The sequence below is a fragment of the Exiguobacterium sp. SH0S2 genome (assembly GCF_004337185.1).
Taxonomy (GTDB): Bacteria; Bacillota; Bacilli; order Exiguobacteriales; family Exiguobacteriaceae; genus Exiguobacterium; species Exiguobacterium aurantiacum_A.
Window position 1 is genome coordinate 15,394 of sequence record NZ_SJVB01000002.1, and the last position, 14,735, is coordinate 30,128.

Annotated in this window: 14 protein-coding genes, 1 other RNA gene and 1 pseudogene; 3 read left to right on the forward strand and 13 right to left on the reverse strand. The window is 45.2% G+C overall.

The genetic code is table 11. From position 1 onward, the window contains the following. Positions 1–68 precede the first annotated feature (68 nt). The 3 genes and pseudogenes from EVJ21_RS04890 to EVJ21_RS15540 form a co-directional block, all read right to left on the reverse strand. A complete protein-coding gene (locus EVJ21_RS04890; RefSeq protein ID WP_131490011.1) occupies positions 69–473 on the reverse strand; it encodes a GNAT family N-acetyltransferase in 405 nt (134 codons plus the stop codon). Positions 474–683: 210 nt separating this feature from the next. Continuing rightward, positions 684–839, reverse strand: a complete 156-nt coding sequence (locus EVJ21_RS15500; protein ID WP_236636577.1) for a hypothetical protein — start codon at positions 837–839, stop codon at positions 684–686. Positions 840–845: 6 nt separating this feature from the next. Continuing rightward, positions 846–959, reverse strand: a pseudogene (locus tag EVJ21_RS15540) (HNH endonuclease); the annotation flags it as partial. A 410-nt stretch (positions 960–1,369) separates the two neighbouring features. On the opposite strand from EVJ21_RS15540, the gene EVJ21_RS04900 reads away from it, so the two are divergent. From EVJ21_RS04900 to EVJ21_RS04910, 3 genes are all read left to right on the forward strand, one after another. Next, a complete protein-coding gene (locus EVJ21_RS04900) occupies positions 1,370–3,328 on the forward strand; it encodes an AAA family ATPase (protein ID WP_131490013.1) in 1,959 nt (652 codons plus the stop codon). Continuing rightward, positions 3,312–4,439: a hypothetical protein gene (locus EVJ21_RS04905; protein ID WP_131490014.1), complete on the forward strand. Its 1,128-nt coding sequence runs from the start codon at positions 3,312–3,314 to the stop codon at positions 4,437–4,439. Before EVJ21_RS04900 ends, EVJ21_RS04905 begins: the two co-directional genes overlap by 17 nt. Positions 4,440–4,503: 64 nt before the next feature. Further along, complete coding sequence (locus tag EVJ21_RS04910) at positions 4,504–5,316, forward strand: SLATT domain-containing protein (protein ID WP_131490015.1); 813 nt, start codon at positions 4,504–4,506, stop codon at positions 5,314–5,316. A 134-nt stretch (positions 5,317–5,450) separates the two neighbouring features. On the opposite strand, the gene EVJ21_RS04915 is transcribed toward EVJ21_RS04910, so the two are convergent. The 10 genes from EVJ21_RS04915 to galU all read right to left on the reverse strand — a co-directional run bounded on the left by EVJ21_RS04915 (position 5,451) and on the right by galU (position 14,588). Continuing rightward, on the reverse strand, positions 5,451–5,606 hold the full coding sequence (locus tag EVJ21_RS04915) for an alcohol dehydrogenase (RefSeq protein WP_131490016.1): 156 nt from the start codon (positions 5,604–5,606) through the stop codon (positions 5,451–5,453). 115 nt (positions 5,607–5,721) lie between these two features. After that, positions 5,722–6,077: a transfer-messenger RNA gene (gene ssrA, locus EVJ21_RS04920) on the reverse strand. Between the two features lie 49 nt (positions 6,078–6,126). Continuing rightward, the gene (gene smpB / locus EVJ21_RS04925; protein WP_070328710.1) at positions 6,127–6,597 is read right to left on the reverse strand and encodes an SsrA-binding protein SmpB; all 471 of its coding nucleotides are present in this window, start codon (positions 6,595–6,597) and stop codon (positions 6,127–6,129) included. A gap of 48 nt (positions 6,598–6,645) precedes the next feature. Next, entirely contained in the window at positions 6,646–9,042 is a 2,397-nt protein-coding gene (gene rnr, locus EVJ21_RS04930; protein ID WP_131490017.1) for a ribonuclease R, read from the reverse strand. Between the two features lie 16 nt (positions 9,043–9,058). Then, on the reverse strand, positions 9,059–9,799 hold the full coding sequence (locus EVJ21_RS04935; protein ID WP_070328793.1) for an alpha/beta hydrolase: 741 nt from the start codon (positions 9,797–9,799) through the stop codon (positions 9,059–9,061). Positions 9,800–9,901: 102 nt separating this feature from the next. Further along, positions 9,902–10,126, reverse strand: a complete 225-nt coding sequence (gene secG / locus EVJ21_RS04940; RefSeq protein ID WP_012726902.1) for a preprotein translocase subunit SecG — start codon at positions 10,124–10,126, stop codon at positions 9,902–9,904. A gap of 73 nt (positions 10,127–10,199) precedes the next feature. Next, positions 10,200–11,087: a YitT family protein gene (locus EVJ21_RS04945; protein WP_167615727.1), complete on the reverse strand. Its 888-nt coding sequence runs from the start codon at positions 11,085–11,087 to the stop codon at positions 10,200–10,202. A 55-nt stretch (positions 11,088–11,142) separates the two neighbouring features. Further along, on the reverse strand, positions 11,143–12,480 hold the full coding sequence (locus EVJ21_RS04950; protein WP_201739979.1) for a glycosyltransferase: 1,338 nt from the start codon (positions 12,478–12,480) through the stop codon (positions 11,143–11,145). Further along, positions 12,477–13,685 (reverse strand): glycosyltransferase family 4 protein, encoded by a 1,209-nt coding sequence (locus EVJ21_RS04955; protein WP_236633718.1) that lies wholly within the window; start codon positions 13,683–13,685, stop codon positions 12,477–12,479. Before EVJ21_RS04955 ends, EVJ21_RS04950 begins: the two co-directional genes overlap by 4 nt. Before the next feature lie 21 nt (positions 13,686–13,706). Further along, the gene (gene galU, locus EVJ21_RS04960; protein ID WP_070328706.1) at positions 13,707–14,588 is read right to left on the reverse strand and encodes a UTP--glucose-1-phosphate uridylyltransferase GalU; all 882 of its coding nucleotides are present in this window, start codon (positions 14,586–14,588) and stop codon (positions 13,707–13,709) included. Positions 14,589–14,735: the final 147 nt, after the last annotated feature.

Consider the following 14,735-nt stretch of genomic DNA (forward strand, 5'->3'; position numbering starts at 1 on the left):
ATACCTCACCTAAAAGCTTGTTCATCGCAATCGAAGCTTGTTGGAATCCGAGGCGTGCATAAAGTCGCTCAGCATCCGGATTTGAACCAAATACACTTAGACCAATTGACGTCGCCCCCTAATTCTTGTGCTGTAATCGTCTCAAGTCGTTGCAATGCTGCCGTCGCATATCCACGTCCGCGATAGGCTTCTTGCATCCAAACATGGTAAATGAAGACACGCTTTGATTCTTCCTGAAAGGCATACCATAAAACCCCGACTCGCGTCGCACCGTCTATCACATGGACGACTGTTTGTCCCTCAGTCGGTTGATTGTCTGGAAACAGACTACGAATCAATTGCGTCGACTCTTCTTGCGCCAGTGCAGCAGGTAATTGATAATTGCGGGCGACGTCGTTCGCATAATCATCAATCAACCACGTCAAATAAGAAGTAAGTTCCCCTTCGTCCATCTTTTCAGAATGAATGTCCATTATTGTTCCCCTCACAATCTTCTTTCCCTCAGTTAACCATACAATTTTTGGAAATGATTGTTCCGTTTAAATTGCTAATTGAGATGAGCGATTTTCTATATTTGTGACGTTCCCCATTCTGAAATATTATGAAGTTCATAAATTGATGGTCATAACCTCTGTTTAAATGGCATTCCGATATCTATGAATTTCGCAAAATATTGAACACGTTTATGTCTTCGGTACCCAATTGGCTTCAAGCCCATTTTGCACCGCATAATCATACAGGTGAATCAATTTCGTCTCTTTGTACGTCTCCATCTGCTCTGCCATTTTTAACTTATGATTTCGTTCCACGAGCGCGTAAAGATAATCAACCTTCGCCATTCGATTGTTCTTGCTCGTATTACAAGTCGGACAAGCGAGGACAAAATTCCATAAGACATCATTCTGCATATAAGACCACGGGATAAAGTGATCGACGTGAATCTGTTTGAGCGGCTTCATGCAATAAAAACAGATGGGATGACCGTGACTCAGTAAAATCTGTTTGAACTCGTCGAGCGATTGAAGAGCCGAAACGAACCCGATTTTTTTAATATTTGCTCTATACCTGCACAGATACTGTACTTTTCAGTAAAGTTCTCATTCTGTAAAAAAACGAGTTGTAGTGCAACATAAAGATATAGCAAAATCTTATTAGCCTTCAATTATCCCATTTTAAATAGTTGGTAATAATTAAATAAAGTGTCAAAATAATAATGAACGGTGGGTAGATATAAAGATAATTATTTGAAATACTAAAACTAATTTAATTTATAAAAGCAATTTTTTCAGTTAAATTCTTATGCATATTTGTTATTATATTCAATAATAAAATTAGAAATAAAAGTTATTATTAATCAGGGAGATACATTATGACTAGAAAATTAATTTATATTTATATGGAGAACTTAAATGATTGTTTTATCGATCAAGGGATTGAGTTTTCTTCAAACTTCAAAGTCAGTTTCAGTGTTGCAGATAAATCTCTTCAAATTAAAAAAACAGACAATCAGATACCTGTGTTTTTTAAAGAAGATAACATTGAATCCATAGATTTAATTGTTGGAAAGAATGGGAGCGGAAAAAGCTCCATATTAGACTTAGTGGGTTCTACTAGATCAAATAGGATAAATTTTTTATCTGGTAGCGAATCAAAAACATGGTTTGCAGTTTATCATTTAAAGAATGATTTTTTTGTGGTAGAGGGTAACAATATTGACATAATAGAAAATATTAATATAAAGCACAAATATTTAAACGACGAGTACTCAATTGTTGTAGAAAATAAACAGGAAAACTTAGACTTTATAGATGTCATTCAAGAATATGAAGATTTAAGAGAACAAGACAAATTAGTGATTTTATATAATCCAATGGATTTAGAAGAATATTGGTATTTCGGAAAAAAAAATAGAGGTGAAAATTCTTCTGTTGGGTATTCTAGAGTGTATTTACAAAATCCCCTAATGCAAGATGTTTATAAAAAAATTAAAAAATCTATCTCTTCAAAAACTACAAGCTTCAGCGCAAGAAATATCGAAATAATTATCACTAAGCGGGATTCAATACAATACAATGAATATCATTTGCAGAATGAAAAATTGAATAGCATCGAAAAAGAGATTAAAAATATTAATCTTTATGGCAACCAGGAATATGTGATTCTATTTAATAATCAAATTCAACTTCCATTTGAAAAATCAAAAAAAAATCAACAATGGACTCAAAAAGAAAGATTTATAATTGAGTTTTTTGAAGAAATAATATACTACCAAATGCTTGAAAATAAAGATGAGATTGTTGATATTCACAAGATATATAATATAATTCATGAGCTTAATGCTAATATTGATTTTCAGGATTTTGAATCACGAATAGAATATCTACTCTGTGTATTAGACACTATTTTCAAATCTATTTTTTTAGAAACTTCTAGCTATAACCCTAATTTTTATAGAGATATTTTTAAAGTCGTCAATGAAATAGCGGATAAAAATTATGATAGTGATCGTATTGTCATTCCATTTAAGCAATCTAGTTCAGATGAGACGATATCAGACTTGATGATTTTTATGGATAGGACGGAAAGTCTAAGATCACGCTATCCGCTTAGAGTTCAATTCAAAAATTTGAGTAGTGGCGAATTTCAATATATCAAGCATTTTTCTACCTTATCAAAAGCGGTACATGTGGCTACTTTAAATGAACACATTGAAAACATAGTTATCTTATTAGATGAACCTGACGCGAATTTCCATCCTGAATGGTCTCGAAAATATATATTAGAGTTAATTAATACATTGAATGAGACTAAAAATAAAAAAATTAAATTCCAGATTATTATAACTACACATTCTCCGTTTATGATTTCAGATTTACCTCGTCACTATATAAAATGTATCGATATAAATAAAAATGAAATAAGCGGCAAACTTGAGAGAAAAATAACTAATGCAGATTTCGGTTTGATGAGCAATTTCTATGATTTAATAAAGAATAATTTTTTTATGGATCAGCCTATAGGGGCTTATGCAACTCTTACTTTTAATACTATCATTCATGATATAGATTCACGAATCAAAAAACTCAATGAAAAAAAAGTATCCTTATCAAGAAAGAAAAAAGATGAAATGTTTGCTGAGCTAAAAAAAGTACAAACTATTATTGAATTAATTGATGATCAATTAATTCGAAATCAACTTCTTAATTATTACAATCAAAAAATGGAATCCGTTGTTTCACCCAAAACTTCATTAATCAATAAAAAGGAAGCTTTATTAATAGAACTACAGAAAATTGAGGAGGAGTTGAAAAATGATAAATTTAAGTGACGAAGCAATTATTAATTATAGCGAAAATTACATTCGCTATATGAGTCCGAAAATTTCAAAAAAAATTTTGCACTATACATCTCGAGATATTAACCCATTTACGGGTGAAGAGATAACTTCTCTGTTCACTAATAGACAAAGTAGTTCAAAAGAGTTTATAGAGCATCTTTTAGCTAAAGATATAGCTTTTTTATGTAAAAATTATGAGGAATTTAAAAACTATTTTTTAACTTCTAAACTTATTTTCTTATCAGATATTGATTCAAAAAATAAATGGGCTTCAAAAAAAAATCTGGACAATTTAGAATTGAAAAAAATCAGAAAAGAATTAGTGGAAAAGTACCAAAATCAGTGGCTATATAACATATTGAGTGAACATAAAGATTTTTACAAAAATAAAACTAAATATCTCCAATTTATTTCTGAAATAAAAAAGAAGTTAAAATTATTACATAGCTTAATTGATAAATCGATAAACTATAGCATGATATCTAGTCAAAAACGACATGAAATTTTATATTCCTTTAAAGTTGAAGTATGTCCATATTGTAATCGAAATTTCATTTCAAATTACGAAAAAGAAGGTAAATCAAAAACAACTAGTGATTTAGATCATTTTTATCCAAAAAAAGACTTTAAACTACTTTCTTTATCCTTATACAATTTCGTTCCCTCATGTCAGATTTGCAATTCTAGATTTAAGTTAGCAAAAGGTATTGAAATAATAAATCCTTACAATCAAAAAATAGACTATAAAAAGATGAGATTTTGTACAACATTAAATAAAGATAGTACCCTCGATATTTTTTTTAACCAGAGCACTAATTTTGAAATCAAACTTATTTGTGAAGATGAAATATATAATGATCATGCTTTACTATTCGAGCTTGAAAAACTGTACAATTGTCATAAAATATTTGTCAGTGAGATTTTATATAAAAAAGAGGCTTATAATAACGCATATAAAGACTCTTTTAATGAGCTGTTCAAAAATATGAATTTAAGTGAAATTGATAAGAATAGACTTTTATATGGTACAGAACTTGATGAAAATTTATTCTATAAAAGACCACTATCTAAATTAGTTTATGACATTGTACAGGAAAACTAACGTTTGAAAAATCGGCGGTTTTTAACATTACCATTTTTAATTTTAATGAAATTGAGGAATAAATGTGGAAAAAATTCAGCAAAAATCATTTGATAATGAAAATCTAACCATACAATATGAAAATTTAATTAGAAAAATTGACGACACACGTAGAAGTAGATTTCACATGGCGAATCGTTTAAAAAAAGAACATGAGTGGCGAAACAAGTTGTTGTTATTTTACAATATGATTATTATTATTTTGTCTATTTTAACTCTTTATAATTACTATACTGTTAATGTTCCGATGGCTTCATATGTCATTTTAGCTTTTTCTATCTCTCTATCTCTTTATTCTACGCATTTAGGTGGCACGAGTCGAATGGAGACTGCAGGAATCATGAGACAAAATGCTAACGCATTGTCTAGTATCTTAAGTTCTGTTCAATTTTCTCAAAGTGAAGTATGTCACACTATTCAGCATTTAGATAAAATTCGATATTATACAAAGAAATATGAGTCTACAATTAACAATGTTGAAAATCATTCCGACATAGATTATATGTATGAAAAATTAAAATCTAAAGATAAGAAAAATAAAACTATTGTAGTCCAGACTTTAGATCAACCTTTACATGAAAAAAAATATGAGCAGGAAGTACCGCAACACAACTCTCATGAAAATAATAATTTGAGTTCTAATAAGGGTATCGAAGAAATGTATAATAAGTATTCTATCATTACTTCAAATTACGAAAAGCAAGAAAGAAATAAACGTTTGATTGGATATCTAGGAGCAATACTTATCGCAATAGTGATATTAATTTTTCCTCTTATAGAAAACATTTTCATTCATGAAAATGATACAATTGTTGCAATTTTTTTTAACTTATTGTGAGAATCAACTCGCATCAGATTAGAAAAAGGAAAAACAAGAAGAGGGCCACCCATGCAAAACATACGCACGGCTGGCCCTCTTCTTTCATTTCGACTCCTGATAGCATGACACATAAAGTCAGCTAAGCAGTCTAATCATTCCCCAGACTGTTGCTTATCTTTTTGCTTCTGCAAATATGCTTCTCGAATCTGATTTAGCTTTTCTTTTTTATTCGAAACAGCTGGTTTTTTACCGTCTTGATACTTTGCAGCCGCCACTTTACTTTTATGATCTAATTGATATTTTCCCATTCTCTTCACCTGCTTTAATTTAATAGCTCCATTAAAATCAAAGACCTTCTAATCTCAATGAAATTAGAAGGTCTTCATTAAAAGTCATTGATTCCAGTCATTGTAGACTGCTTAAAAATGGAGACGGCGGGAGTCGAACCCGCGTCCGAAGGCATCGTAACGCATGCTTCTACGTGTGTAGTTTATCTATTGGATCTCAATGTGACACTGCCGATAAACAGGCGTTGTCGCATCCAGTCTGATTCATCTCTTCTTCGCGCCCTCAGACGGCGAGGTTGAAGCGTAGCTTGCTTAGTTTGAGACCCTGATAATCATCCACACAAGCGATGGATGTCAGGATCCGCAGGGCACTTAGGCTGCTGCGAGTTGTGTGTTAGTTTTGCCAGTTATAGGCGTTTGCGTTTTAACGAGGCCGACCCCTCGACACGCCACATACGACCGACCTACCCCCGTCGAATCCATAACGTCCCCGAGGTGGTAATTGGTACTATCACTACTATACCACAATCAGGTCTCGCTGTCAGTATTTTTGCCGGTCCCGGAGTGCCCGGTCGACGTCACGCTTCGCGTCTTTCTTCTTCAAGTCATCGCGCTTGTCATACTTCTTCTTCCCGCGCCCGATGCCGAGGAGACATTTAGCGAAGCCGTTCTTGAGATACACTTTGAGCGGGATGATCGTATACCCGTCCCGGCCTTGTGCGCCGATGAGCTGGTTGATTTGTTTTTTATGCAACAATAGCTTTCGGATACGGAGCGGCTCGTGATTGAACCGGTTCCCTTGCTCGAACGGGCTGATATGACAGTTGTGAAGCGTTGCCTCGCCACCGTCAAAGCGGACGTACGCGTCGGCGATGTTGATCTTCGATTGGCGCACCGATTTAATCTCGGTCCCGGTCAACACCATGCCGGCTTCAATCGTATCTTCGATCGCATAATCGAAGGACGCTTTTCGGTTTTGCGCGAGCGCGTTCGAATCTTTCTTCTTGGCCATATTACTCAGTCCTTTATATCAAATTACGGAAGGGGTCTCCCCCTCCCGTCAGCGACGTTTCTTCGCTCCGCGTTTCGCGTCGCCTGTTCGTTTTTGACCGTCTTGTTTCTTCAGATCGAGCGCCGAACGTCCTTGCGACGATTTCGGCTTCTCGCCCGGCTTACTCGGCTTGCCCGCTTGACCCGGTTTTCCCGGCTTGCCGCGTTTCGGACGTTTGTCGTCACGGCCGCGTCCACCGCGCTTATCGTCTTTCTTCGGACGACCTTCCGTCGCTTTGATCGTCGTCGGTTGGCGACGGCGCGTCTGTTCCCGTTTCGGCATACCGACGACCGTGAAGTCGATCGTGCGCTCGTCTAGGTTGACGGCGTCGACTTTGACCCGGACCGAGTCACCGATCCGGAACTGACGTTTCGTCCGCTCGCCGAGCAACATGAGCTGTGACTCGTCGAAGTGGTAGTAATCATCCATCGTTTGAAGACGGACGAGCCCTTCGATCGTGTTCGGGAGCTCGATGAACATCCCGAAGTTCGTGATACCGCTGACGACACCGTCAAACTCTTCACCGAGACGTGACTCCATGTACTCGGCTTTCTTGAGCGCTTGCGTCTCCCGTTCAGCGTCGACCGAGCGACGTTCGCGTCTCGACGTCTGTTCGGCGATCGAGCCGAGACGTTCCTCGTACTTAGAGATCGTCTTATCCGACGTATCTTGATTGAAGGCGTACGTCCGCATGAGACGGTGGACGATCAAGTCAGGGTAACGACGGATCGGCGACGTGAAGTGCGTATAGAAGTCGGTCGCAAGACCGAAGTGACCGAGCGAGACATCGTCATACTTCGCCTGTTGCATCGAGCGCAACATGATCGTGCTGATAACAGGCTCTTCCGGCTGCCCTTCGATCGCTTTCAAGATCTTCTGAAGCGTCTTCGGTTCGACTTTTTGGCCTTTGAAGCGTTCGATATGCACGCCGAAGTTGGCGACGAAGTCGAAGAAGAAATCGAGCTTGTCTGATTTCGGGTTATCGTGCACACGGTAGATGAACGGGACGTCCATCTTGTGGAAGTGTTCGGCGACCGTCTCGTTGGCCGCGAGCATGAACTCCTCGATCAACTTCTCGGCGACCGAGCGTGGGCGCAAGACGATATCGGCTGCTTTCCCTTCCGTGTCGACGATGACTTTCGCCTCGGCGAAGTCGAAGTTGATGGCACCGCGCGAGTTACGGCGTGCACGAAGTACTTCCGCGAGTTCGGCCATGAGGTCGAATTCACCGATGTACGGCTCGTAGCGCGCGAGCGTCTCCTCGTCGTCACGTTCGATGATTTCACGGACGTTCGTATACGTCATCCGCTCCGTCGTCTTGATGACACTCGGGAACAGCTCATGGCTAACGACTTTCCCGTTTTGCGGCGAGATCTCCATGACACAGCTGAGCGTCAGGCGGTTGACGTGCGGGTTGAGTGAACAGATCCCGTTCGACAAGCGGTGTGGCAACATCGGGATGACACGGTCGACGAGATACACACTCGTCCCGCGCTCGAACGCCTCGACGTCGAGCGGTGAGCCTTCCTTGACGTAGTGCGACACGTCGGCGATGTGGACACCGAGTTCATAGTTGCCGTTGTTCAGTTTCTTGACGTGGACGGCATCGTCCAAGTCTTTCGCGTCTTCGCCGTCGATCGTGAAAATCGTCTCGTTACGCAGGTCGACACGGCCGATGAAGTCTTTATCGTCCGCCTCTTCCGGCACGGCGTTCGCCTGGTCGATGACGTCTTCCGGGAACTCCGTCGGGATGCCGTGCTTGTAGACGATCGACAAGATGTCGACGCCAGGGTCGTTCTTATGTCCGATGATACGGACGACGTCACACGCTCCGGCGAAACGTCCATCCGGATACTTCGTGATGCGGACGACGACTTTGTGTCCTTCGACGGCACCGAGCGATTTGTCTGTGTTGACGATCGGCCAGAAGTTGATGCGTTTGTCGTCCGGTTCAATGAAGGCGAACTGGTCGAGGCGGCCGCTCGGGAGTGTATACGTCCCGACAAATTCAGATAGGCCGCGCTTCAAGACTTTGAGCAATACGCCTTCTGTCTTGCCACGGTTATCCTCGCGTTTTTTGACGAGAATCGTATCGCCGTGATAGACGTCTTTCAATTGGTCCGGTGGCAAGAACACGTCTTCTGTCTCGCCTTCGACCGACAAGAAGCCGAAGCCGCGTTGGTGGATCGAAATGATCCCGGCCGCTTGGCCGAGCACGGCGAGCGTGCCGTAACGGTTCGTCCGCGTCCGGCCGATCAAGCCTTCCGCTTCAAGTTCGTTCAAGGTGCGGATGAGCTCTTTAAAGGCATCCGTCGACTCGAGCGCAAGACGCTCGGTCAATTGGTCTACAGTCAGCGCTTTGTCGCTTGCCTGGATGATTTCTAGTAGTTGGTCACGTAAATTCAACGTGACACCTCCTTTTTCACACTGACCAGTCTAACGTTTCGAGAAAATCGAGCACGTCCTGGTGCAGTTTCTCTTTTTCTTTGTCGAGGGTGATCACGTGTCCCGAATGCTCGTACATGAGCAGTTCTTTTTGGAACGCGTTGATCGCCTCGTAGATCTCGTGTGCAGATTGAGGATCGACCATGCGGTCTTTCGCTCCTTGGATGACGAGCGCCGGTACGAAGATATCTTCGAGCCGAGACGTCGTCTCCTCGACGAACGCACGTAAATCGGTGAGTGTCGGCATCGGTTTGAAGTCCGCCATCTCCCGTTCGATTTGTTCGGTCGATTTGTCTTCCCTTGATTTATATTCTCGGGCGTATGCCTGGACTCCTTTATACAATCGGTCCTCGGCATCGATTTCAGTCGGTGCGCACATCGGCACGACACCTTTGACGCTCGCTTCTGAAGCGAGACGGAGCGACATGACGCCGCCGAGCGATAGGCCACAGACGACGATTTCGTCGTAGCCTTTGTCTTTCAACGCTTGGTAGGCGTCTTGGACGTCCTGCCACCAGTCGTTCGGTCCAAATTCGAGCAACTCTTCTGGTGGGACGCCATGTCCCCGGTACTGGGGTCCCATGCACGTGTAGCCTTCTTTTTGTAGGAAACGACCGAGCATGCGGACGTCCGCGCTCGATCCTGTAAAGCCATGTAACATTAACACGGCACGTGGTCCGCCTTCGAAGAAGAACGGTTTCGGTGCACTCACTTTCATCGTCCAAGTCAACTCCTCATACATTCCATTATTCCCAAAAAATAATGCAAAAAAACAAAAGCTGACCGCCTCACGTAAAAACCGAGAACGATCAGCCTTTCATCATAGTGATGCGACTAGTAATCCTAAAATGAAAAACAATGTGCCTAGTACAGCTGCAGTTCGGTTCAAAACAGCGTCAAAGCCGCGTGCTTTCTGGCGGCCGAACAACTGCTCCGCGCCACCTGCAATCGCCCCAAGACCTTGCGACCGACCTGACATGAGCAGTACGACGACAATCAATAAAACAGCCACGACGAGCAGGCTGATTGTAGCGATCGTTTGCATAATAGTCAGTTCCTCCTTCTTTTTACACGCTTCTTATTATATAGAAGTTGTGATAAAAACGCCAGCTTTCAAATTAACGGGATGGGTAGCTGAACCCTTCCCCGATCACTTCTTTCACTTGGTGGATGACGACGAACGCACGAGGGTCGGTCACTTCGACGATTTTCTTGAGCGGACCGACTTGGCGCTTGTCGACGATCATGTACAACATGTTCTTATCTTGCTTCGAATAATGGCCGTGACCGTGGATGATCGTCGCTGAGCGGCCGAGCGTCTCCGTCAAGACGGCGGCGAGCTCTTCGTGCTTGTCACTGATGATCGTGACGGCTTTCCGGATGTTCAACCCTTCGGCGACGAGGTCGATGACCCACGAGCCGATGATGATGGCGATGAGCGTATAAAGCACGACTTGTTCCCCGAGGAAAAAGCCCGACGCCCCGACGACGATGACGTCGATGATGAACATCGAGACGGCGACGCTCATGTGGAGATAGCGTTCCATGAGCCGGGCGATGATGACCCCGCCCCCGGTCGTCCCGCCGACGCGGAGCACCATGCCGATGCCGACACCGATCAAGATCCCGGCATAAATCGCCGCGAGCAGTTTATCCTCGGCCGGGCTGCCCCAGTTATGGGTCAAGCTGAGGAAGAACGACGTCGCGACGACGGCGACGACCGAATAGACCATCGTCCGGCGGTCGAGCAACTTATAGCCGACGATGAACAACAGGCCGTTCCCGATGATCGACGTGATGCCGAGGTCCCAACCGAACAAGTAGTACAAGATGATCGTGACCCCGAGCAGGCCGCCTTCCGAGAAGGCGTTCGGGACGGTGAAGTAGTTGACCCCGAAGGCGAGGATGAACGACCCGGCGATGATCCAGGCGATGTCCTTCAATGAGATCGATTGGAGTTTTTGCCAAACTTGTTGACGCAAAAGATGTTGTTGCTGACGTTTCATAAAAAATCCCCTTTCCATTTTGCATATAAAAAAGACCGCGGCAAAAGCCGCAGTCTTAACGTTGTACTGGCTTTGGCGCACCGTCTTTCATAATCGGCAACTTGCGGTCTGCGACGTTTTCGTAGACGTTCAAGAGTGCCTCTTTTTCCAAATCCCAGTTATATTTCTCACGCGCCGTCTTCGTGTTCTCTTTGACACGGGCGTAAAGTTCTTGATCTTCAAGCAGGCGGTTGACGCCCTCCGCAATCGATTGTGGATCGTGTGAGTCGACGACGACACCGACGTCGTTGCCGGCGACGACACGTTCGATCTCAGGGAAGTCACACGACACGACCGGCACTTCGGCCATCAAGTATTCGAACAGCTTGTTCGATGACGCCGAGTAGTGGTTGAAGCAGACGTTGTTCAACACTTGGAAACCGAGATATGCGTTCATCGTGTAGTACGGTAACGCCTCGACCGGTACTTTATCAATCATCTTGACGCGGTCACTGACGCCTTCGTCCTCGATCATCTGTTTGATGACCGGCTTCAGTTTCCCATCGCCGATCATGACGAGCGTGCCTTCTTTAAAGTCTTTTGCTGCCAAGACGAGTTGTTCGAGACCGCGTCCCGCTTGGACGCCGCCTTGATAGAGCAAGATCTTCTCATCTTGCGGCAAGTCGAGCAAGGCGTGCAAGTCTTTCCGGAGCGAGAAGTCGAGCGGACGGTAGAACGGATAGTTATGGAGCACGTACGGATAGAAACCGTACAACCCTTCGTTGTGCGCCGCACGCGTATGGTTCTCGACCATCATCGAATCGACGTATGGCAACAACCAGCCCTCAAGGTTACTTTGGATGTAGCCGTAACCGGTCCGGTCGGTCTGGACCTCATGCGAGTCGTAGACGATCTTGCCTTTATTGACGAGTTTGCCAGCGATCAACGCCTGCGGCAATGTGTTCAAGTCGTTCGCGTGATAGAAGTCGTACGACTTCTTCGTCGAGGCGAACACCATCTCGAGCATCGCGCTCGCGTTGACGATGTTTTTACGGACCGGCGGGAGCAAAATCGCACCCGCTGCCGCGCCGAGACCGAGCATCGTCAGTGGCGCGAGGATGACTAATCCCGCCCCGACGAGTCCAGCCCCGAGTTGGCGCGTCTTCTTCTCCGACACCCACGTCCGGACTGATTTCAACGCCTTCATCCCGTTGACGAGAATCGACGGTTGACGTTTCACCCGGATGACGCGGAAACCTTCTGGGCGCATCTCTTCGGCCGGAAGATCTTTATTTTTAGGGTCTTGCAAGGCGATCAAATCGACCTCGTACCCCGCCTCGGCGAGCGCCGAGCATTCGCGAAGGACACGGGCGTCATTCGTAAAGTGGTTCCAAACAAACATACATACCTTCATCGTTGTTCCTCCATCAATAACTTTTCGATCACGTCATCGAGGACGTGTATATTGTTTTCCCAGCACAGGTTGTCTTTCACGTAACGGATACCGTTCGCCCCGAACTTATCGCGCAGGTCCGGACGATCGAGCAATGTCCTGAGTGACTGTTCAATCTCGTCGATGTCACGCTTCCGTGACACGTAGCCGACTTCCGCCGCTTCGATGACATTCGCCGCATGGCCTGACACCGCAGCGACGATCGGTTTGCCGACCGCCATATAATCGATTAATTTACCCGGGATGACCGTGTCGAACACGTCTTGGTCGATCAAGCTGACGAACGCGACGTCGGCATTTTTGATCGCTTGGAACGCCTCCGTCCGTGGCATCGCCTCGAGGAAGAGGAAGTTCTTGAATCCGCGGGCTTTAATCGTTGCTTTCAATTCGTTCTTCCGGTAACCGTAGCCGATCAGCTTGAAATGGACACGCGGCTCGTCTCGGAACCGCTCCGCGAGTTCAAGCAACAGCGACACGTCTTGGGCAAGCCCCATGTTGCCGGCGTATAAAATCTCCATCCGGTCGTCTTCGGGAACGGTCCGCTCCAAGTTGCGCTCGCTCACACGGATCGAGTTCGGCATATAGTGGATCATGCCATTGTCGACACCACGTTGGCGCAAATAGCTGCGGAAGCCTTCCGAGTTGATGATGATCGCATCGGCCGACTTGTAGAGACGTTTCTCGAACCAAAACGCGGGCGTGAGCATCCAGTCGTACTTGAACACACCGACACCTTTGACCGACTCCGGCCACAGGTCACGGACGTCGAGTACGAACGGGACGCCATGTTTTCGCTTCGCATACACCCCGACGAACGCCATAAAAAAAGACGGGGTCGTCGCGAAGACGACATCCGGTTTCGTATCGAGTGCTCTGACGGCGGCGACACCTTTGATCATCTGCTCGAGGAACAAGGCGAGCCGGCTCAACATGTTCGACGTATGCTTGCGCTGTTTCGTGATCAACCGCTTGATGAACGGTTGGTTGTTCAGCTCCGTGTCGTTCCAGAACCGGTCGTCTTTATACAAGTTGAAGTTCGGATACGACGGGGCGGCCGTGATGACCTCGACCTCGTAGCCGCGTTCTTTCATGAGATGCGTAATATTTTGCATCCGGTTGCCGGCGCTGCCGATCTCCGGATAATAGTTTTGACACACCATTAACATTGTTTTCAAAAATAACACACCTTACTGTTGTTCGAGTTCGTCCACGAACCGTTTCAAGAGCTTATGGACGTTGGTTTTTAAATCTGGGTCGCATAACGCATAGGCAATCGTCGCCTCGATAAAGCCGATCGGTTCCCCGACGTCAAAGCGACGTCCGTCAAATTCGTAGGCGAACACCGTCTGCGCCTCGTTCAAGCGCGCGATGGCGTCCGTCAATTGAATCTCGCCCCCGGTACCGATTTCTTGGGCCGATAACGCCTCAAAGACGTCAGGCGTCAAAATGTAGCGGCCGAGGATGGCGAGGTTCGAGGGCGCTTCCCCGGCGGGCGGTTTCTCAACGAACGTCCGCACCGGGATGAGCTTCCCTTCGACGGCAAGCGGGTCAATTATACCATATCGATTCGTCATTTCATACGGGACACGCTGAACCCCGATGATCGAGCGTTCATGTATCTCGTACTGCTCGATGAGCTGGCGTGTCGCCGGCACTTCCGCCTCGATAATATCATCGCCCAAAAGGACGGCGAACGGTTCGTCGCCAATGAACTTGCGGGCACACCAAATCGCATGGCCGAGTCCTTTCGGCTCCTGTTGGCGTATGTAGTGGATGTTGGCGAGGTTCGACGAGTGGCGGACCGACTCGAGCAGCTCCGTCTTCCCTTTCGACTCGAGGTTCTGTTCGAGCTCGATGGCGCGGTCAAAATGGTCCTCGATGGCACGTTTGTTCTTCCCGGTCACGATGATGATGTCCTCGATCCCTGAGGCGACCGCCTCCTCGACGATGAACTGGATCGTCGGCTTGTTGACGATCGGGAGCATCTCTTTTGGCATCGCCTTCGTCGCCGGCAAGAAGCGGGTGCCGAGCCCGGCGGCTGGGATGATGGCTTTGCGTACACGTTTCATGAACGTATCTCCTTTTTTCATTATGTAGATGATTATACCCAAAAATTCGACTTTCACGCACGTTCAAAACGGTCGTGACATGCGTCACAACCATTTCCGATCGTCCAATACGTGTGTACAAGCCACCCGGCGCCACCACTGTTGTCT